This is a genomic window from Paenibacillus sp. SZ31 (assembly GCF_012912005.1).
GTDB lineage: Bacteria > Bacillota > Bacilli > Paenibacillales > Paenibacillaceae > Paenibacillus.
Genome location: NZ_JABBEA010000009.1, coordinates 1 through 20624 on the forward strand (window position 1 = coordinate 1; position 20624 = coordinate 20624).

Genomic DNA, 20624 nt, shown 5'->3' on the forward strand with positions numbered 1-20624 from the left:
GGGATGTAGCTCAGCTTGGTAGAGCACCTGGTTTGGGACCAGGGGGTCGCATGTTCAAATCGTGTCATCCCGATTTTATGTTTATGCGGGTGTAGTTCAATGGTAGAACTTTAGCCTTCCAAGCTAATAGCGTGGGTTCGATTCCCATCACCCGCTTACATAATGAAGAAGCCTTTGCAGATGCAGAGGCTTTTTTATTTTTACACAGAGTAACAAATATTTTCATGTAGAATACAGTGCAGGTTTACTTAAAAAGAGCCAAGACCCCTTTGCAATCCAAATAGGGAGGTCTTGGCTCTTCTGTTTACCTCTGTGAATGAGATGCTGCTAAGAGACAGCAGCTACTGTTACGTAACGTGACCGCAATTTAACGTTCGTTGTGGTCCGTTACTCTTTTACGCATGCCAGCTAAACCAAGCAGTCCCAGCAAACCGAGCCATCCCCAGCTCATACCATTGTCACGGTTAGTTGTCGTGGCATTAGCACGTACACTGTTGGTACGGTAGTCGCCATTGTTGCGGTAGTTTCCATCCATGTTCATGTTGGTGTTTGTACGATCCAGGTAGTTGTTGTTCTGATAAGACTGGACACGTGAGCCTGTTGTATCCTCTCCTTTGGTCATATGACCATCAGCAGCAGCAGGGCCAGCCATCGCGGCTACCAGAAGCACGGAAGCAATAATTGTAGTACCTTTCTTCATCATTTGGGTTCCTCCTTTTTGGTAAGAGCTATAAATTAATCTGCCCAAGAAGGCAAGGACAATATGTAGAAATGGTCTGTTAAGATATCCCTTTGAGTCCAGTTGGTTCACAACATACATAAGAAACTCCTCTAATAAGCAGACTGTAGTGGGAAGAAAATTATAATTACATCTTTAATTTATTGCGTCACTGTGGTAAAGTATACAAAAGCTTGCTTTGCCGGTCATGTTTCTTTGTATATCATCTGTTCTCAAACAATGAAATTATGCGGTTTAACCTTACAATCAGGTACGTGGGATCATATCTAAAAGAACTGTATAATTATGAATTTTTTAGAATAGGTATGAGACATTTGAGTTATTTAAAGTACGTGAAAAAGGTATCATACGACAGCATATGATCATTAATTGAAGCAGAACAAGAAAATGAATAAAAAAGCGTGTTTTTGTGCTGTAAATCGGGGATAAACCCCATTTTTTCTAGTAGAAAAATAAAGATTTTCGTGCCATTTTATTGTATGATGTTATGAAGGTGTCAAATTTACGTGTACGAATGGAACGATCAGATGGGAGGATAAGCATGACTGAAACTATGGTAACCGCCAGCAAAAGCCAATCCAACAACCTGCTTCGGCGAGACGTGCGGTTCCTGGGCAATATACTCGGGGAAGTTCTTGTCCATCAAGGCGGCACGGAGCTTCTAGATATCGTTGAGAAGATTCGGGAAACGAGCAAATCGTTGCGTGCAGAATTTTTGCCAGAACTCTATGCAGAGTTCAAAACGATGATCCAGGAATTAGACTCGGACAATCGTCATCAGGTTATTCGGGCTTTCGCTATTTATTTTCAATTAGTTAATATTGCTGAACAAAACCATCGGATCCGGCGTAAACGGGATTATGAACGTTCTGCAGGGGACGCTGTGCAGCCAGGATCGATTGAAAAAGCAGTACAAGATCTTAAGGAACGTGGATTGTCTCATACAGAGGTGGAAGAGATTCTTGACGATTTGTCGCTTGAACTCGTTATGACAGCTCACCCAACCGAAGCCATGCGCCGGGTTATTCTGGACATCCACAAACGGATATCCGAAGATGTCATGCTACTTGATAATCCTACGCTGACGTTGCGTGAACGTGAACAGTTGCGAGAGAAGCTGCTGAACGAGGTTATTACCCTCTGGCAAACCGATGAACTTCGCGACCGCAAACCGACTGTACTCGATGAAGTGCGGAACGGGATGTATTACTTTCATGAAACGTTGTTCCACGTACTTCCGGATGTATATCAGGAGTTGGAACGCTGCCTGAACAAATTTTATCCTGACCATGACTGGCATGTGCCGACGTATTTGCGGTTCGGTTCCTGGATCGGTGGAGACCGGGATGGAAATCCTTCGGTAACTTCAGATGTAACATGGCAGACACTGTTGATGCAACGCAAGCTGGCTTTGCGTGAGTACCAACGGATTATGATTGAACTTATGGGCCATCTCAGCTTCAGCACGAACATCATCCATGTATCGGATGAGCTGGTGCAGTCGATTGAGCAGGACCGTAATTATGTTACATTGAAAAAAGTGGATATCTGGCGTAATGAAAAAGAGCCATACCGCATCAAATTGGCCTATATGATTGCCAAGTTGAACAATGTACTGGATGAGAACAAATTAGGTCAGCCTGACCGTTATCATAGCGCTCAGGATTTGATTGATGATCTGATGATCATTGATCGAAGTCTGCGCCATCATTTTGCCGATTACGTAGCGGATACGACTATTCGCAAAATGATTCGTCAAGTCGAGTTATTTGGTTTCCATACCGCAGCATTGGATGTGCGTCAGCACAGTAAGGAACATGAAAATGCGATGTCAGAGATTTTGGCGAAAATGAACATTGTAGAAGATTATGCACGTCTGACAGAAGACGGTAAAATCGATCTGCTTGCTCGTTTGCTGGATGATCCGCGTCCGCTTACTTCTCCTTACCACCAATACACGGAAGGAACCAAAGAGTGCCTGGATGTCTTCCGTACCATTAAGCGTGCCCAGAACGAATTTGGGACCGGCTGTATCACAAGTTACCTGATCAGTATGACGCAGGGCGCAAGTGATTTGCTGGAGGTTATGGTATTTGCCAAGGAAGTGGGCTTATTCACCAAAGGTCACAACGGTGACGTTGTATCTACACTTCAAGCGGTACCACTGTTTGAAACGATTGATGATCTACATGCGGCTTCGGAAATTATGGAGAAGCTGTTCAACCTTCCTGTATACCGCGCAAGCGTAAGAGGACGGAATGAACTGCATGAAATCATGCTTGGTTATTCAGACAGTAACAAGGATGGCGGAGTGGTTACAGCCAACTGGGAACTGCGCGTAGCAATGAATGCGATCACGGCTGTAGGTAATGAACACGGCGTTAAGCTGAAGTTCTTCCATGGACGTGGCGGGGCTCTGGGACGTGGCGGCATGCCGCTCAACCGCAGTATTCTTGCTCAACCACCGCATACCATTGGTGGAGGTATCAAGATCACGGAGCAGGGAGAGGTTATTTCTTCCCGTTATTCCCTTCAGGGGATTGCATACCGCAGTCTGGAGCAAGCAACTTCGGCTTTGATTACAGCAGCACTTAATGGTCTTGAGCCACAAGAGTCCGAGTCCGAGCGTCATTGGGACAGCATCATCAAAGAGATTTCGGAAGTATCCCTGACGAAATATCAGGATCTGATTTTCCGTGATCCAGACTTCTTCACCTTCTTTAAAGAATCAACGCCGCTTCCGGAGGTTGGAGAGCTGAATATTGGTTCCCGTCCATCCAAGCGTAAAAATAGCGATAAGTTTGAAGATCTGAGAGCGATCCCTTGGGTATTTGCATGGACTCAAAGTCGTTATCTGCTACCGGCATGGTATGCGGCAGGAACAGGACTGCAAAGTTACTATCAGGATAAAGAGGAAAATCTGGTTGTCCTGAAAGAAATGTATGCAAGCTTCCCATTCTTCCGTACGCTGATTGATACAGTTCAGATGGCCGTAGCCAAGGCAGACCTTGTGATTGCCAAAGAGTATTCAGCAATGACTTCGAACAAAGAAGCCCGTGATCGTATATACGGTCAGATCGAAGCCGAGTTCAAGCTCACAAAAGAGCTGATTTTAAAAATTACCGGAGAAGCTGAAATTCTGGATGATGTACCGGTTATTCAAGAATCCATTCGTCTTCGTAACCCATATGTAGATCCGTTGTCCTACATGCAGGTTCAACTTTTGAGCGAGCTCAGAGATATGCGTGAACGTGGTGAAGACGATACGGAGCTGCTTAGAGAAGTGTTGTTGACTATCAACGGCATTGCTGCAGGGCTACGTAATACAGGTTGATTATTGAATTGATGCATATGAATGATTCATATGTAACAAAGTACTCATTACTTTGTTAACTAAAAAGCTCCATTCTCTGCTCTACGGAGTGAGAGATGAAACGGGACTCCTGCGGGAGTTCCCGTTTTTACTGTTTTTGGCGGATATTTGTCATACAGTCTTGATTTTTGACCAAAGTTGATTTACGATTTGATTGGTGAATTACAAGTGTGGACGGGTATCAGAAGACGGAAGACCCATCAGCATGTCTGGGGGAATAAGGGTGGACAATTTGGAGAATAGGCTTGTGAAACTGGTGCTCAAGGGCGACCAGAGAGCCTTTGCAGAAATCGTTGAACTATATAAGGACAAGCTGTTTCATTTGGCATACCGGATGCTGAACAATCGTCATGAAGCTGAAGACGTTGTGCAGGAGACGTTTTTGCGTGTGTTTCGTAATATGGAGAAGTACGATCCGAACCAGAAGTTCTCAACCTGGATCTACCGGATCGCGACCAATCTGTGTATTGACCGACTGCGCAGAAAGAAACCTTCATACTCTTTGGATGCTGAACTAAATGATCAGGAAGGATCTGATGGTTACGCGATGCTCCCGAGTGATGATCGTACACCGGAAAGTGAAGCGCTCCTGTCAGAAACGCAGACACTCATTCGTGAGGCCATTGACAGTTTGCCAGCCAAGTATAAGTCCGTTATGATTCTGAGATATTTACAGGACTTGTCGCTACAGGAAATCAGCGATGTGACAGGTATGCCCGTAACAACGATCAAGACACGCGTTCATCGGGGCCGTGATTTTCTACGTAAAAAATTGGAGTATAAGTTATAAATGTTAAACGCCTTTAAATCTGGGCGAAATTAATTGAAACATATCCGAAACGGATGCGTATGTAATGTATGCAAGTCTTATGTGTGCTTTTTAATGGCTCATGGACTAAGTGATTTAAGAAAGGATTGGCTCTCATATGGATTGCAACTCGGCCGTCTCTTTAATGCATGAATGTTTGGATGAGTCGTTGTCCCCGGCCCAGAAGGTTGAACTGAAAAGTCACCTTGTGATCTGTCCGGATTGTCGCATGCGCTTTAAAGAGTTGGAACAGACGGAAATGCTACTCTTTGCCATGAAACACTATTCACCGTCTGCCTCTGATGAGCTGACCAATCGAATTATGAATGCTCTGCCCCAGCCCAAGAGACAGCAAGCATGGCTCAAATGGGTCACAGGACATCCCGCGCTGACGGCGGCAGCCTTCTTTTTGGTCGTGATGCTCTTTAGCGCCTTGAATTTCTGGAATCAGAACAACGAAATGGTCGTTAAGGGAAATAATCTGGACCAGATCGTGATTCAGGGTAACACGGTTATTGTTCCTGAAGGTAAGTCAATTGCTGGCGATCTTACGATAGAAAATGGAACTGCACAAGTATATGGTGATGTGAACGGCAATCTGACGGTTATCGACGGACAACTGTTTCAGGCTTCAACAGCGCATATTTCAGGTCAGGTGAAAAGTATTGATCAGGCGCTGGACTGGTTCTGGTACAAAATAACCAATATGGTAAATGAAGTGGCTTATCGCTAGAACAGGGTAAAATCTTCAATGGTATATACCAAGCAGGGTACCTCCAGAGTGCATGGGGTACTCTTTTTTTATACGTAAACTTTGTAATTCATGGTAAATGTGATGTTTATGTGCAGTTTGAGACTGCCGTAACTTGCAACCTGAACGTTAACGTTATAACCTAGATACTAAAGAGAACATACTACTACATATAGATACGCATTTTGCATAAATCAAATGATGCAAAAATGCGGAGACAAAGGATTATATAAAATCCTAATGGGTTAATATGAGATCAGGGTTTACTCATCAATGGGGATAGCGGGGGCTGGCTTATGAATTATTTTGCTGACTTAACGTGGACAGAGTCCATTAAGGACGTTATCGATATATTGATCGTTACCTATATTATGTACAAACTGATTCTGCTTGTGCGGGGTACGCGTGCGGTTCAGCTCCTAAAGGGCATTCTGTTCCTTGTGCTGATCTGGGCATTAAGTACGTGGCTAAACCTGTATACGCTCAAATGGTTGATGAACCAGATGTTTACGTTTGGTGTCGTTGCGGTGTTCATTATCTTTCAGCCGGAACTGCGCCGTGGTCTGGAGCAATTGGGACGCGGTAAGCTGTTTGGACGTTCAGCGGCAGCGAGTGATGAAGAATTAACGGTGTTAATTGGTGAGATTATTAAGTCTGTTAATTATTTGTCACGGCGTAAAATTGGCGCATTGGTCGTATTTGAACGCGAAACGGGTCTGAACGATTACACGGAATCGGGCATTAAGATGCACTCTCTGGTCAGCTCCGAGCTGATGATTAACATTTTTATTCCAAATACACCGCTCCATGATGGAGCGGTCATTATACAGGGAAAACAGATTTCGGCGGCAGCCTGTTATTTGCCATTATCAGAAAATCCGTTTATCAGTAAAGAATTAGGAACACGCCACCGTGCAGCAATCGGGATTACCGAAGTTGCAGATGCGATCTGTTTGGTTGTCTCGGAGGAGACAGGACAGGTATCGCTGGCGATGAATGGACAGGTCGTTCGTGATATTAAGGAAGAATCGCTGATTGCCAAACTGTATGAGGAGTTGCGCCCTACATCCAATCTGAAAAAGAATGGCTGGACAACCTTCTGGAAACGGAAGGGAGGACGTAACAATGGATAAGTGGTTTAACAATAATAACTTTGCCAAAATACTTGCACTTGCGGTGAGTCTGCTGCTCTGGTTCATGATTCATCTGGATGAAGTACCGACCACTCCTACGATTACGACAGGCACAACCAACAAGGTTGTGGAACGTACAGTGCCTGTTCAACCTTATGGATTAGACAGCAACAACTATGTGCTTACTTCATTAAGTACGGATGAGGTCCGGCTGGAGATCAAAGGACAGCGCTCAATGCTAACATCGATTTTTACCAATGACGATTATAAGGTAATGGTCGATCTGAGTCAGGTGAAAGATGGGTCCAATACACTGCCGCTGGTACCTGATCTGCCTTCCGGGGTAGAAGTGGTCAGCATGGAACCTTCCATGGTTACGGTGAATGTAGAAAAATTGGGCACCAAATCTTTCAATGTGAATATTGTACCCGAAGGGGAACCATCCGCCGGATACAGCGCTGGAACGCCTGTAATTGAACCTTCAGCACCGGTTAAGGTAACTCTGCCCGAAGGGCAACTTGAGGCTGTAGCGAAGGTCCAGGGCATTGTGAGCGTGAAAGATGCCAAGGAAGATGTCATACAGAAAAAAGTGAAGCTTCAGGCATACGATGCTGAAGGCAAGGTCCTTGAAAATGCGATTATAACGCCTCAGACGGTTGAAGTCCGTGTTCCGGTCAATCAGCCCTATACATCTGTACCCTTAAGAATCAAATATTCGGGACAGCTGCCGGAAGGCCTGGTACTCTCCACGGTAGAGCCAAGCGTGAAAGAAGTCTCGGTTTATGGATCAGAGGATGCGCTTGCGGGTATACAGTCCTACGACCAAGTAACCCTTGATCTTACACAGTTTGATCAGTCAGGTACGTCGACAGTTAACGTGGACTTGACGCCGCCTTCCGGTTTTGAGAAAATCGAGCCTAGTTCGATTCAGATTAAGGTAACCATATCCCCATTTGATGAGGCAGAGGAGACGACCAAAGTCTTTCCGAACGTCCCCATTACGCTTACAGGTCCAGGGAACGGGCTGGAAGGTACGCTGGTTACGCCTAAGAGTGGCGGTCTGAACCTCACACTTACAGGCTCAGCAAGTATGCTTGAGGGTCTGAGTAGTGATGATCTCACGTTGACTGGGGATCTTGCTGGACTTGCGGTCGGAACGCATGAGATCAAGCTTGAAGCTGACCTGCCCCGTTTTGCCAAGCTGGATGAATCATCCAATGCTCTGAGTGCGACGGTCAAAATTAGCGAAAAGGCTGAAGATACCACGACCACTCCTGGCGAAGAACCGACGGACGAGGGAACGGTAGCACCTGACCCTACACCAGCCGAGGTTGAAAATGGGGAAACAGAGCCTGTTCCTGATGAAGAAGAAACGGAATCGAATACGGATAATCAGGATCAGGGCCAACAGGGGAGTACCACCAATCGTGTGAATTTAAATAACAATAACAGCGGTACTGGTAGTAAAAGTGGCTCGAATCCATAAACGTTCTAATTCTAAAATTCTTAAAAAATAATAATAGTGCTCGTATATGATGCGAATAGAAGGAGTTAAATCATGGGGAAATATTTTGGTACAGACGGTGTAAGAGGGGTTGCCAATAAAGAGTTAACGGCAGAGCTGGCTTACAGCATTGGACGTTGTGGTGGTTACGTGCTTGCAGGTGGTGTGGAAAGACCGAAAGTGGTTATCGGCATGGATACTCGTATCTCGGGATTGATGTTGGAATCCGCACTGGTTGCAGGTCTGTTGTCCATTGGCGCTGATGTGATTCGTCTGGGCGTTGTATCCACTCCGGGAGTGGCGTATATTTCACGTTTGTTGAAAGCTGACGCGGGCGTGATGATCTCGGCTTCCCACAATCCGGTTGAGGATAACGGAATTAAGTTCTTTGGCGGAGATGGCTTCAAGCTGTCTGATGAAACAGAGAACCGTATTGAAGAGCTGATGGATGCGGAGACAGATCAATTGCCACGGCCAGTTGGTGGCGGTCTGGGTACCGTAACGACGGACGAAGAGTCTCGTTATCGTTACCTCGACTTCTTGAAAACAACTGTAAATGAGTCGTTCTCTGGACTTAAAATTGTTTTGGACTGTGCAAACGGAGCAGCTTATGAGCTGGCACCGAAATTGTTCAGTGAACTTGGTGCAGAAGTCATTGCCATTGGCGCTGAGCCTAACGGCCTGAATATCAATGAGCAATGTGGATCAACTCACCCAGAGAACCTGAAACAAGAAGTGCTCAAACATGGAGCGGATCTGGGTCTTGCTTTTGACGGAGATGCGGATCGTCTGATTGCTATTGATGAGACAGGCGCTGAGGTGGATGGAGACTTCATTCTGTGTATTTGTGGTGATGCGATGAATCGTGCAGGCAAGTTGAAGGACAGTACTGTTGTATCGACCGTTATGAGTAACATCGGATTCTACAAAGCAACGGAGAAACTTGCACTGAAAACAGCAAAAACTGCAGTAGGTGACCGTTATGTGATGGAGGAAATGCGTCGCGGCGGTTACAACTTGGGCGGAGAGCAGTCTGGCCATGTTATTTTCCTGGATTACAATACAACCGGAGACGGTATGCTGACTGCGATTCAACTCGTAGATACGCTCAAGGCTTCTGGTAAAAAACTGAGTGAACTTAAAGCGCTCATGACCCAGTACCCACAAGTATTGGTCAATGTGCGTGTTGAAGATAAGAGCAAATACGAAGGAAATTCTGCGATCGAGCAAGCTATTGCTACAGTAGAGCAACAACTCGGCGATAATGGACGTGTACTCGTTCGTGCTTCAGGTACTGAATCCCTGATCCGTGTTATGGCGGAAGGACCAGATAAAGACGAACTTGAACAATTTGTGTCTCAGATCGTAGATGTAGTGCAAAAAGAACTGGTATAGGACTGGAAGAAATCCCTTCTGCATACGGTTCTATAAGGGAATTGTTGTGTAGAAAGGGTATATTATAACAGGATTTAGGACTTATTCATGAATATTCCTGCGTCCCGGCCTGATGAGACCATGGGTCCGTTTATCCGGTCGGGATTGTGGGTAAATATGCTGAAATTGTCACAGGTACTTTGCTCCATTGCAAAATGGACGTGACGTGCATATAATGAGTGGAGTCGTCATTCAGACACAGAAAGTGAGGGACGTAAGGTTACAGTTACACAAGCGCCAGAGCTTGGAGTTGCGCGGGAAGATGTTGATCAGGATTTCTTCTAGGTTGAAGAACGGCTGATTAACATCAACGGCAATCAAGCTGACGAGGTGGAGGTGTTCGGATTGTTCGGCGGGGACCTCCCGGTGAAGCACCAGAGCCGTAAACCGGATTGCGGAAAATGGATAGGTGACTGTCCACACAACGCGCCGGTGTAGGTGCAAGAGTTAAACTAAAATTCAAATGAATGTGCGTGAAGAGCGTAAACAGTACGCGGACGGGAAAATGATGTACATTCATGATTGCATTCATAACAGCTTATGATGACTGCGGGGCGACACGAGGTCGCTCTAATCATTGATAATTGAATAGGTAACAAGTATTCATGAAACGTTAGGCAATCACTCATTTTTCCGATATGCCGCCTCTGCCTGTTTCTCTTCGTGACACAGTATTCATATATAAACGGAGGAAATAAATTATGTGCGGTATTGTTGGATATATTGGTAATAAGAACACTCAATCGGTATTGGTCGAAGGGTTGAAGAAACTCGAGTATCGTGGGTATGATTCTGCAGGTATCGCGGTATTCACACCGGAAGGTCTGCAAATCACGAAAGCTCTCGGTCGTCTTGCGAATCTTGAAGCCAAGCTGGATGGTGCACCACTGGTAGGTAATGCCGGAATCGGACACACACGTTGGGCAACTCATGGTAAACCATCGGATGAGAACTCTCATCCACACACGGATGGCAGCCAGAAGTTCTCTGTTGTGCATAACGGTATTATTGAGAACTACCTGGATCTGAAGGACGAATTGATGGCTCAAGGTCATACGTTCACTTCCGAGACAGATACTGAGGTTATCTCTCACCTGATCGCACGTGAATACAATGGTGATATCGTTAAAACAGTGCAAAAAGTGATCACGTTGTTGCGTGGTGCATTCGCACTGGGTGTATTGACAGAGCATGAGCCTGAAAAACTCGTAGCTGTGCGTCAAGCAAGCCCATTGATTATTGGTATTGGTGAAGGCGAGAACTTCATTGGTTCCGATATCCCAGCAATTCTGGAACATACACGTAACGTGTACATTCTGAATGATGGTGAAATGGCTGTATTGACACATGATGCTGTCGAATTGATGACGATTGAAGGCAACTTTATTTCTCGGGAAATGATTCGTGTCGATTGGGATGCTGTAACCGCAGAAAAAGGCGGATTCGAGCACTTCATGCTGAAAGAAATTCATGAGCAACCAAAAGCATATCGTGATACAATGCTGGGTCGCATCGATAACGAAGGTAAAAAAGTTCAACTTCCTGAGTTGAAAATGACTGAAGAACAAATTAAAAATATCCGTAACGTTCAAATCATTGCATGTGGTACAGCGTACCATGCAGGTCTGGTTGGACGTACAGTGATTGAGCAATTGGTGCGTATTCCGGTTGAAACAGATGTGGCTTCCGAGTACCGTTACCGTTCCCCAATCGTGCACAAAGATACACTCGTAATCGTAGTGAGCCAATCCGGTGAAACTGCCGATACGCTTGCTGCATTGCGCGAAGCACAATCCAATGGCGCACATGTACTGGCAATCACGAACGTAGTGGGCAGCTCCATTGCACGTGATGCAGATGATGTTATCGCAACATTGGCAGGTCCTGAAATTGCAGTAGCTTCTACCAAAGCGTATACTTCGCAGTTGATCGCGTTCAACTTGCTTGGTCTGTACCTTGCACAAGTTCGTGGTACTCAATCTGCAGAACAGATTGAACACACGCTGGCAGCGATGCAAGCATTGCCTGAGCAAGTGGAATCCATGTTGGAGCAAGCCGAAGCAATCAAAGGATATGCAGAGCAAATCTCCAAACATGAACATCTCTTCTTCATCGGTCGTGGTCTTGACTATGCAGTAGCTCAAGAAGGATCGTTGAAGCTGAAAGAGATCTCTTATATTCACTCCGAGGCGTATGCTGCGGGTGAGTTGAAACACGGTACGCTTGCATTGATCGAAGATGGTATCCCTGTTATTGCTCTGGCAACGCAGGAGAACGTACTTGAGAAAACAGTGAGCAACATTAAAGAAGTGAAAGCACGTGGCGCGGATGTGCTGGCAATTACGTACGAAGAGCACGTAACAACTCTGTTGAAATCCGTAGACCAAGCGTTTGCGATTCCTAAGACGCTGCCTTTGCTTAGCCCGGCTCTGTCTGTAGTTGCGCTGCAATTGCTGGCATACTATGCTTCCCTGGCACTGGGTCATGATGTAGATAAACCACGTAACCTTGCGAAAAGCGTAACGGTTGAGTAAGGGATTCTGTACAAATCACTTCGTATATTAATGTTCAGTTACATTATAGTTGGTAAATGGACATTATAGTTGGTAAGTGAAATGACGATCAAGATTATTAAAATCAATAACTTGTAGAGTAATATTAAACAGTCCTGATGATTAAATGTCATCAGGACTGTTCTTTAATTTGTAGGGGGTTGTTAATTTGTCCACCATTGGAGAACGAATTAGAAGCATCCGGAAGCTACATAAGTATAATCAAACGGAGTTCGCAGTAATCATTGGGATTTCTCAGGGGACACTGAGTGAGTTGGAACTAGATAAATATAAACCTTCGTTAGACATTGTTATGGCACTTCACGATCAATTTAAAACAGATCTCTATTGGTTAGTTTATGGACTTGACCAAGTCAGTGATGTAACTGTCAGTAAAGGCCATGGAGATAGTGAAGTCAGGCTTATTTCAGAATATAGGAATTTAAAACCAAGTGACCAGGATGAAATTAGAGACTTTATTAAGCTGAAAATACATCGATATCATTTAAAGTAATGATTATTAAGGCGTTACATTTCAACTAAATAATATAGTGTAAAAGGGTAGTGCTGAGTGAAATAATCAGACACTATCCTTGTTTATTGTCAGGCATCAATAAGTTGCTTATTGAAAAGGTGAAATTCTCCTTATCATCAGTACACACACAATATATTGTGGTATAATGTATTGTCGACACTATAATTAGTGTGTAAAACAAATTTTAGGAGGGGAATCATGAAACTATCTGATCATTTCAAGCAACTACTTGGGGATATCTCATTAAATCCTGCTCGGGTAGACAGAATCGATAGTGCATATGAAACTTGGAATAATATTCTAGAGAATGATGATGAGATTAAGGAGAAGTATCTTGATTTTTTTCTTCAAGGTTCTTATGCTACTAAAACTTCAATTAGACCTCAGAAGCAGGGAGAAGAATTTGATGTTGATGTTGTCCTAAAGCTTGATTTAGCCGAAGATATAACTCCTAAAGACGCATTAGATTGGCTTGTTAAACGTATGAAAACAAATGAGAGTTACAAAGATAAAATCAAGGCAAGAGATCGTTGTGTTCGTATCAATTATGCTGGTGATTTTCATATGGACATCGTCTTAGCTAAGACGTCAGATAACGACCACATTTTAATACCTAGTAAAAAAGAGGGCGAGTGGAAGAAGACTAATCCCGAAGGGTTTCAAGAATGGTGTAGAGATGTTCACTATGATCATAATGAACAATTTAGGAAAATCACAAAATTACTCAGGTATTGGAGAGATCATAAGGTAGGTAAACAAACAGCTCCGAAATCGATATTATTAACGACTTTGATCGGAAATAGTATGGTTGGGAAGAATTCTGTAGCCGAAAGCTTGTTAGAGACCATAAAGCAAATACTTATTGATATTGATTCGTATATTCAACTTGATGATACTGTTTTTATTGAAAATCCTTCGTTAACTGAAGAAAATTTGGCAAGGGATTGGGATAAGGAAAAACTTGATAAATTCAAGAAAAAGCTTTCTACTTTAAAAGATGACGTTCAGGATGCTTATGATGAGAGTAACAAAGCTGAGAGTATTAAAAAGTGGCAAGCTATCTTTGATAAATTCCCGACAGAGCTCAATGAAGCATCTGCAATGGCAACTAGAATTAATACGGGAGCTGTTCTAGTAAATACAAGTGGTCTATTAAACACAGAAGAGGGGATTAACTCACCGAAGCACCGTTTCTTTGGGGTGAACTTAAAATGATAAAGAAACGAAAAAAGAGAATTCCACCTAGACGCGTACACTCATTAAACTTAGCTTTACAAAACTTCTGGATAAAAAAGTTCTTTCCTCAGTTCGAATATCAAGATGACGCCAAACAGTGGAGTGGCAGATTAATATCCACGCATATGCAGCAAACCTATTCAGTCAAAATTGTTTATAAATCTGAATACCCTCAAGTGTTTATTACACATCCGCAAATTATAAAAAATAGCCCGCATACATACGATGATAATTCTTTGTGTCTGTATTATCCACCAGATAAGAGTTATAAAAAGGATAAACTAATTGCAAAGACGATTATTCCTTGGACCTGTGAGTGGCTATATTACTATGAAATCTGGTTAGAGACAGGAGTTTGGTGGGGACCTGAGGCTCCCCATAGCATTCATTCATCCAAAGGAGAAAAGATTTTAAGAAAAATCGGTAGGGGGCTGTGATGTGGACTGGGAGCAAATTAAGAGTAATGGTTGGATACCACGTGACGGGAAAAACTTACGCATATTATCTCTTGATGGGGGCGGCATTAGAGGAATATTCCCTGCAAGATATCTAGCGAAATTTGAGAAAGAGACAGGCATGCCCGTCAATCAATACTTTGACATGATCGTAGGAACATCGACCGGGGGAATATTGGCACTAGGGCTCTCTATTGGGATACCAGCAGAAGAGTTAGTCACATTTTATGTATCTAATGCGCAAAACATTTTCAAGAAAAGAATGTTTAGTATGAGAGGTATATTGACTAACCAATATAAGAATACGGGGTTACGTGAAAAGCTGGCAGAGGTATTTAAAGATAACAAGATGATTGATGCTCAAACCATGCTATGTATTCCGTCCGTTGAGCATAGTAGGGCCTCGCCCAAAGTATTCAAAACTCCACACTGTCAGCACTTGTTTAATGACGCTCAATATCTGATGTCAGATGTTGCTTTAGCAACTTCAGCTGCACCAACATATTTTCCCGCAGTTTCGATTGACGGCAATGATTGTAAAATTGATGGAGGACTCTGGGCTAATAATCCGGCTTTAGTGGGTATAGCTGAAGCTTTTGTTCTTGGTTATGATGTGAGTACTATAAGAATGCTATCATTGGGGACAGGATCTCATATCTATAACGTGAATAATAAGATAGCGGAGAAGAGTTCACTCATTAGGTATCGAGATCGAATTGTGGATCTTACTATGCAACTGCAAACGACAAGTGCAGCATACACTGCCGGCCATTTATTAAATGAGAATATACATCGTGTTGATTTTCAATTGAAGCAACCGATGAGGTTATCTGAAACTAAGTTATCTAAACTAAATGAATTACAACACGAGGCAGATACTCAATTTATAAGTTCTTATATGAAAGTCAGCTCATTGTTTTTACACAGTGCCACTAAATCAGTTGGGTAGTATTTTGGATGATGGAATGCTACTCAGTTAATCAGTTATAGGAAAAAATTAAATTAAATTAAATACCCCATTAAGAGCGTTTACAATGTGAATGCTCTTTTAATGTGTTTAAAAAAATGAAATTAGTTAATACATGATTCTAACTTGGCGAAAAGGGGTGGTGGAGGTGCCTTTCAAAGCTTTGGAGGAGTTTGTAGAAAACTTACAGTACAGCAAAATGGTAAAACTAAAAAAATGTATAGATATACTTCGAGTATCTATTGGAAATGATCAAAACAAACTGGGGTTAAAGCGAATGGAGTGGACTTAACTAGGGATTGTAGGTACATTTAGTTCAATTTATGTATATGAAAAACGCAATAAGGAATTAATGGAGTGCTTTGACAATCATGGTGTATTAGGTCAGGTTATGAACATTAAATGGAGAGAGCTGCTACCATATGAACAGTTGCTCATTTCGGGCTTTTGTAAACCGAAAGAGCCTTATATAAGATTCACCCCAAAAAGAATCAAGAATGAGTTTTTTTTTGATTCTGATGTATACAAGTCAAAATTAGCGAACCAATCGATTCACTCCCAGTTAATTGAGTGGAAATCTAATAAACGGCTGTACACCTGTTTATTTAGTTTGTGGGAAAACAACCGTAGACGAGCATTAAAAGGATTATTGGAACAAGAAAAACAAAAAGAGGACTTGTCAGTCGGCAGTATATCTTTGATTCAGTCCGATCCGGAGATAAGCTCTGTACACGTGCAAAAATATCTGGGAAATGAACCACTTATAAGTCGCGGTCGTGTGGATATGTCGAAAGTAAAAGAGTACGCGGCAAGAGGTTTTTTTTCTCTACCTGAGATTCAACAGCATCAGAAAATATCAGATGTAAGAACCGCATATAGCTTAAAGGAACTTACCAGAGAGCGGAGGTTAGTCGCTCATATGCATCAGAAACAATTTTTATATTCAAAGTTAAGTCGAGAATCTAACTCGTAATGGAAAGACGTCCGGAAATTCAATCAAGCCTGAAATGCGTAATATGCTCAAGAATATATTTGGAGCGTAGACAAGTTAATACCTTATCAAAAGACGTTGTCATTGTGCATGACAACGTCTTTTGATATCTGTACAATAGTAAGTTGATTTTCATGTAAGTTCTAAAAGTTCATTTGTATAACTGGCTTTAAAACTTAGGGAATGTTTTTACTGTTCGTAAAATCCTAGCAAGTTCAAGATAATTATTGGATTTAGAGAACACAAACATCTCAATATTTTGTCTCCACACCCAGACACCAAGAGGAAGAAGAAGAGCGAATAAAATTAAAGAAACGATCTGATCCATTGCCTCCCAATTCAAGTTCTTGCTGACTGTCTCATTCCAGAAGGGAAAGATGAAAGCTGTAAAAATAGCAAAAGGAACCCATCCATTTTTTTTAATTGTTTCCCCTTCAATGGAATAATAAGCAATGAGATCATCTAGTGCATTATAATCGTAATCATTGTTCTTCAGATAATAGTAAACTTGATCACATCGAATAGAGAAGAGTACCTCTCGATCCAGCTTAAATTTACTCTTACCAATCATAAAAGCTAAATCCTTGTACTGCGATTTGATATGTATACGAGAAGACGAAATTGTAGCTAACATACAACAAAGAGAAATAACCAATAAAGCAACCATAGTTATTCCGTACATAGGGCTTAGATCTGTGTTCCAAAAAGCTATTAAAACCCCAGAAACGACGAGCAAAATAATACTAGCTGCTAGTGAGAGTAGAAAAATACCTTCAAACCATGTTGCACGCTTATTGAGTAGCTTATTTTGCAATGTAACATCTTCGAAGCAAATCTTGTACAATTCTTTTTTTAATTTTTGATCTTGAACTGAGTGTCTATACATCTCTATCAACTCTCCTTTATATACCTTATCGGAGGAAGATAATATAAAAATTACTGTTGGGATGAAAGCGAAATAAAAATACTTTAATCGATATGGCGATAATTTTGTATATATTATCCGTATACGGATATAAAGATAGTAACAAAGGCTAGGGGAGGATGGGGGATGGATGATAGAGTTATGGACCAGGAACAGTTCGCAATAGTCACAATACAAGGAATCTGTTTCCGAAATCAATACTACTCTTGTAGAGAAGCATTGAAGGAACGCTGGTACGAGAAAGCGATGATTAAGGGCTGGATGATAACTATTTCTAAATACAATGTACATGAAGACAAACTGATTCTAAGAGCTAGTCAAAACAAACCTGATATTATTTGTAGTCGTATTAATGATGTAGAAGTCAATACTAAGAATAGGGAGGCATACTTTACACAAATGCAACAACTCAAGAGGATGCCACGAAGAAAAAGGCGTAGAAAGGATCGTAACAAGCTATAGATGTGAGGAGAATATATCTAACTTGCCCATTAGACAAGTTTTTACAAAAAGAGTTAAAAATTCTATTTATCTGTGATATGATGAGGAAAATATACACCATTAGAGGGACACATAACATCAAAGTTATGTGTCTTTTTTTAAGGAGAGTGTGAGAATTGTCAGTTAATAAGACTCACGTTAATCGATTGAAGGATGGACGAGGACAAGGTAGAGGTGAACAGTATGTTCCTTTCATCCAAGCGAATGACAATAAAGTAGCTTCAGAGGGATGGCTTACCCGTACTTTAGGGTGGCACTCTAATCGGATACACCACACACTCTCAAATTATGAATATCAGTATTTACTTGTTCAGGATTGGTCTGATCAAGTCGTAGATATTAGGGAGCAATACCCTCTAACACCCATTGAAGCTACTCAGAAAATTGCAGCTAGGCTGAATATCAAACATCCTCAACATAAAGGAGAGGATGTAGTTATGTCCACTGATTTTATGCTTACTACGATGAGTGTACATGGTGAGCTTCAGGAGCATCCACGTACCATCAAACCTATTAATAAACTGAACAAAAGAACTTTGGAACTATTCGAGATTGAGCGCCAGTACTATAAAGAGTTGAATTTAGAGTGGAAAGTTGTTTTTGATGTTGGGAGGCCTATTTCATTCATACGAAACATTGATTGGTTATACGACGCGAAGCGATTGGAAGGTAGGCCGGGTATGGATCTTGAAGTGGTTAACATGTTAGCAGAACCTCTACTGTATAAACTTCAATCTCTCAGTCGGACAATGTCGATAAGTAAAAAGTGTCTTAACTGTGATAATCAACTGGGTGTAGAACCTGGGACATCGATGTTTATGATAAAACACATGTTAGCTAATAAGAAATGGACAACTTCAATGATGGAACCTATACGAGAGAGTGCTCCTCTTCAAATTGAACGTTCAAAAAGTAAATAGGTGGTGTAAATCGTGATCTATATTAACTCTGTTGTTGCTTTTCAAAAGTGTATTTCTGATGACCATGAGGAGATCTCTCTTGAACGAGTTCTCTGGATTTCTCCTGATCAATCATACGTGGTATTAGTAAACATAGATGATAAGCGTAAATTACAATTACCCTATTTTCGAGATTATGGAGAACTGCTTCGTTTACTTGAGATGGAGGAAGCGAGTATTTCCTCTTATGAACCGGATCTATTGTTTTTAAATCCTACTGATGAGTATTTAAACAAATATGGAGCTGAGAGAGACCAAAAATTTGAATTAATAAAATCTATTGCTAATAAAGAACCAGAAATTTTCTGGAGCAAATCAAGGGGGAAGTTAATTAGAAGTGAGTCAGATCGAACAGGAAAACCACAGAAAACAATATATTTACTACTGAAAAGGTATTGGTTCTATGGGAAATCAATTAATGGTTTATTACATGACTATAACGATGTAGGGGTCACTGGAGACAAGAGAACAATAAACATAAAGACAGGGCCAAAAACAGAAGACCACAACTTTATTGTGACAGCTAAAGATAAAGAAATATTTAAGTCTGCTATACAAAAATATCATTCTTCATTGAAAATGAATTTAACTGCTACGCACAAACATATGTGTGAAGAGCATTATAATGAAGGATTCTATAGAAAGCATGAAGTTAAGGTCCCTATTATAAATATGACTAATTGTCCATCTATAAAGCAATTCAGATATTGGTATCAAAAAGAGTATAACAAAAAAAGTCGTTTGGCCGCTAAAGTAGGGAACCGAAAAGCAGAGATAAGAGCGAGAGCTTTACTGGGTTCACCTACTGAGGAAATTCATAATCCGGGAGCATTATATGAAACGGATTCTACACCTGCTGATGTACTTTTACTTTCTTCTGATTATCTTACAGTCATTGGGAGACCTCATGTTTATTTTGTCAAAGATGTAATGAGTCGTTTAATTGCGGGCATGCATATATCTAAAACGAATTCCTGGGTAGAAAGTATGATGGCGTTAGAAAATGCTTCTACGGATAAGGTGGAGTTTTGTGCTAAATATGGAGTGAGCATTCATGAAGAGAATTGGCCATCTAAACATCTTCCTCAAAAGATCGTAGGGGATCGTGGAGAGATGAAGAGCAGGAACTCGAATAATTTAGTGAATTTGAATGTTCGCTTAGCTAATCCTCCTTCTTACCGAGCAGATCTGAAACCATATATCGAACAGCAATTCAGAAACTTTTGTGGGCGTGTGAAAGAACTGATACCCGGAGCGGTCCATAAGGAACATCGTGAAAGAGGAGAACTTGATCCTTCCAAAAAGAGTGTCTATACTTTCGAGGTATTTACCAAGATCGTTATTTTATTTGGCGTATGGTTAAAATATGTGTTTGAACAATCTGCCTTAGCTGCAACTGATGATTCTACTGTTGAATGGTTGGAGAATTCAATGGTAATTCAGGAAGACGACAATTTCTCCCGAATCCTTAAAGAGTTGGTCTGGGGAGAGAACCAAGATGAGAATGACACGAAGCGAAATATTTTAGATTCTAGGATTAAGAAATTAGAGTCTTTTTCGCAGCTGAATCAGTTGTTATTGGAAGAGTATAAGAAAGAACTTAAAAGTATATGTTAAGAGTAAAAGCATTTAATAGATAAAATCTAGCTTAAAAGCTGATTCATACATGTAAGTATGGCCTTAGACTAAGCAAGAAGAAATTATGTAGCGACATACTTCCAACCAATGTTAGAACACAAACAGAGCATAGAAAAAGCACAC

17 protein-coding genes and 2 tRNA genes are annotated in these 20624 nt (G+C 41.7%); 17 read left to right on the plus strand and 2 right to left on the minus strand.

Annotated features, from left to right (window positions below):
• Together HF638_RS17480 and HF638_RS17485 are read left to right on the plus strand one after the other, a co-directional pair.
• Window positions 1-73: transfer RNA gene (locus tag HF638_RS17480), tRNA-Pro, on the plus strand.
• A gap of 12 nt (window positions 74-85) precedes the next feature.
• A tRNA-Gly gene (locus HF638_RS17485) sits at window positions 86-156 on the plus strand.
• A 211-nt stretch (window positions 157-367) separates the two neighbouring features.
• On the opposite strand, the gene HF638_RS17490 is transcribed toward HF638_RS17485, so the two are convergent.
• The gene (locus HF638_RS17490) at window positions 368-703 is read right to left on the minus strand and encodes a WGxxGxxG family protein (protein ID WP_211175683.1); all 336 of its coding nucleotides are present in this window, start codon (window positions 701-703) and stop codon (window positions 368-370) included.
• Window positions 704-1280: 577 nt separating this feature from the next.
• Between HF638_RS17490 and ppc the strand changes: the two genes are divergently transcribed.
• The 12 genes from ppc to HF638_RS17550 all read left to right on the plus strand — a co-directional run bounded on the left by ppc (window position 1281) and on the right by HF638_RS17550 (window position 16460).
• Window positions 1281-4073, plus strand: a complete 2793-nt coding sequence (gene ppc / locus HF638_RS17495) for a phosphoenolpyruvate carboxylase (RefSeq protein WP_169481357.1) — start codon at window positions 1281-1283, stop codon at window positions 4071-4073.
• Between the two features lie 262 nt (window positions 4074-4335).
• The gene (gene sigW, locus HF638_RS17500) at window positions 4336-4902 is read left to right on the plus strand and encodes an RNA polymerase sigma factor SigW (RefSeq protein ID WP_017692117.1); all 567 of its coding nucleotides are present in this window, start codon (window positions 4336-4338) and stop codon (window positions 4900-4902) included.
• Between the two features lie 136 nt (window positions 4903-5038).
• Window positions 5039-5653, plus strand: a complete 615-nt coding sequence (locus HF638_RS17505; RefSeq protein WP_169481358.1) for a zf-HC2 domain-containing protein — start codon at window positions 5039-5041, stop codon at window positions 5651-5653.
• A 314-nt stretch (window positions 5654-5967) separates the two neighbouring features.
• Window positions 5968-6804, plus strand: coding sequence for a diadenylate cyclase CdaA (gene cdaA / locus HF638_RS17510; protein ID WP_017692119.1), 837 nt, complete (start codon window positions 5968-5970; stop codon window positions 6802-6804).
• On the plus strand, window positions 6797-8290 hold the full coding sequence (locus HF638_RS17515) for a CdaR family protein (RefSeq protein WP_169481359.1): 1494 nt from the start codon (window positions 6797-6799) through the stop codon (window positions 8288-8290). The genes cdaA and HF638_RS17515 overlap by 8 nt, the downstream gene beginning before the upstream one ends.
• Window positions 8291-8362: 72 nt before the next feature.
• Window positions 8363-9703 (plus strand): phosphoglucosamine mutase, encoded by a 1341-nt coding sequence (gene glmM, locus HF638_RS17520; RefSeq protein WP_169481360.1) that lies wholly within the window; start codon window positions 8363-8365, stop codon window positions 9701-9703.
• A gap of 740 nt (window positions 9704-10443) precedes the next feature.
• Window positions 10444-12276 carry a glutamine--fructose-6-phosphate transaminase (isomerizing) gene (gene glmS, locus HF638_RS17525; protein WP_169481361.1) on the plus strand — a complete coding sequence of 611 codons (1833 nt, stop codon included), beginning with the start codon at window positions 10444-10446 and terminating at the stop codon, window positions 12274-12276.
• A gap of 187 nt (window positions 12277-12463) precedes the next feature.
• Entirely contained in the window at window positions 12464-12808 is a 345-nt protein-coding gene (locus tag HF638_RS17530; protein WP_169481362.1) for a helix-turn-helix domain-containing protein, read from the plus strand.
• A gap of 219 nt (window positions 12809-13027) precedes the next feature.
• Window positions 13028-14044 carry an SMODS domain-containing nucleotidyltransferase gene (locus tag HF638_RS17535; protein WP_169481363.1) on the plus strand — a complete coding sequence of 339 codons (1017 nt, stop codon included), beginning with the start codon at window positions 13028-13030 and terminating at the stop codon, window positions 14042-14044.
• Window positions 14041-14502: a type II CBASS E2 protein gene (locus HF638_RS17540; protein ID WP_169481364.1), complete on the plus strand. Its 462-nt coding sequence runs from the start codon at window positions 14041-14043 to the stop codon at window positions 14500-14502. Before HF638_RS17535 ends, HF638_RS17540 begins: the two co-directional genes overlap by 4 nt.
• Window position 14503: 1 nt before the next feature.
• A complete protein-coding gene (locus HF638_RS17545; RefSeq protein ID WP_169481365.1) occupies window positions 14504-15469 on the plus strand; it encodes a CBASS cGAMP-activated phospholipase in 966 nt (321 codons plus the stop codon).
• A gap of 409 nt (window positions 15470-15878) precedes the next feature.
• On the plus strand, window positions 15879-16460 hold the full coding sequence (locus HF638_RS17550) for a hypothetical protein (protein WP_169481366.1): 582 nt from the start codon (window positions 15879-15881) through the stop codon (window positions 16458-16460).
• Window positions 16461-16647: 187 nt separating this feature from the next.
• On the opposite strand, the gene HF638_RS17555 is transcribed toward HF638_RS17550, so the two are convergent.
• The gene (locus tag HF638_RS17555) at window positions 16648-17364 is read right to left on the minus strand and encodes a hypothetical protein (protein WP_169481367.1); all 717 of its coding nucleotides are present in this window, start codon (window positions 17362-17364) and stop codon (window positions 16648-16650) included.
• Between the two features lie 165 nt (window positions 17365-17529).
• Here HF638_RS17555 and HF638_RS17560 point away from each other — a divergent pair, with 165 nt between their 5' ends.
• The 3 genes from HF638_RS17560 (at window position 17530) to HF638_RS17570 (ending at window position 20480) form a co-directional block, all read left to right on the plus strand.
• A complete protein-coding gene (locus HF638_RS17560) occupies window positions 17530-17865 on the plus strand; it encodes a hypothetical protein (RefSeq protein ID WP_169481368.1) in 336 nt (111 codons plus the stop codon).
• 155 nt (window positions 17866-18020) lie between these two features.
• Window positions 18021-18824, plus strand: a complete 804-nt coding sequence (locus tag HF638_RS17565) for a TnsA endonuclease C-terminal domain-containing protein (RefSeq protein ID WP_169481369.1) — start codon at window positions 18021-18023, stop codon at window positions 18822-18824.
• Window positions 18825-18836: 12 nt separating this feature from the next.
• Entirely contained in the window at window positions 18837-20480 is a 1644-nt protein-coding gene (locus tag HF638_RS17570) for a hypothetical protein (protein WP_169481370.1), read from the plus strand.
• Window positions 20481-20624 lie beyond the last annotated feature (144 nt).

Bases quoted from the DNA above. Each gene is read 5' to 3' on its own strand.
- HF638_RS17505 (WP_169481358.1), top strand. From the start codon at position 5,039: ATGGATTGCAACTCGGCCGTCTCTTTAATGCATGAATGTTTGGATGAG.
- HF638_RS17555 (WP_169481367.1), bottom strand. From the start codon at position 17,364: ATGTATAGACACTCAGTTCAAGATCAAAAATTAAAAAAAGAATTGTAC.
- HF638_RS17550 (WP_169481366.1), top strand. From the start codon at position 15,879: ATGAACATTAAATGGAGAGAGCTGCTACCATATGAACAGTTGCTCATT.
- HF638_RS17560 (WP_169481368.1), top strand. From the start codon at position 17,530: ATGGATGATAGAGTTATGGACCAGGAACAGTTCGCAATAGTCACAATA.
- ppc (WP_169481357.1), top strand. From the start codon at position 1,281: ATGACTGAAACTATGGTAACCGCCAGCAAAAGCCAATCCAACAACCTG.
- glmM (WP_169481360.1), top strand. From the start codon at position 8,363: ATGGGGAAATATTTTGGTACAGACGGTGTAAGAGGGGTTGCCAATAAA.
- glmS (WP_169481361.1), top strand. From the start codon at position 10,444: ATGTGCGGTATTGTTGGATATATTGGTAATAAGAACACTCAATCGGTA.
- HF638_RS17535 (WP_169481363.1), top strand. From the start codon at position 13,028: ATGAAACTATCTGATCATTTCAAGCAACTACTTGGGGATATCTCATTA.
- HF638_RS17540 (WP_169481364.1), top strand. From the start codon at position 14,041: ATGATAAAGAAACGAAAAAAGAGAATTCCACCTAGACGCGTACACTCA.
- cdaA (WP_017692119.1), top strand. From the start codon at position 5,968: ATGAATTATTTTGCTGACTTAACGTGGACAGAGTCCATTAAGGACGTT.
- HF638_RS17515 (WP_169481359.1), top strand. From the start codon at position 6,797: ATGGATAAGTGGTTTAACAATAATAACTTTGCCAAAATACTTGCACTT.
- HF638_RS17490 (WP_211175683.1), bottom strand. From the start codon at position 703: ATGATGAAGAAAGGTACTACAATTATTGCTTCCGTGCTTCTGGTAGCC.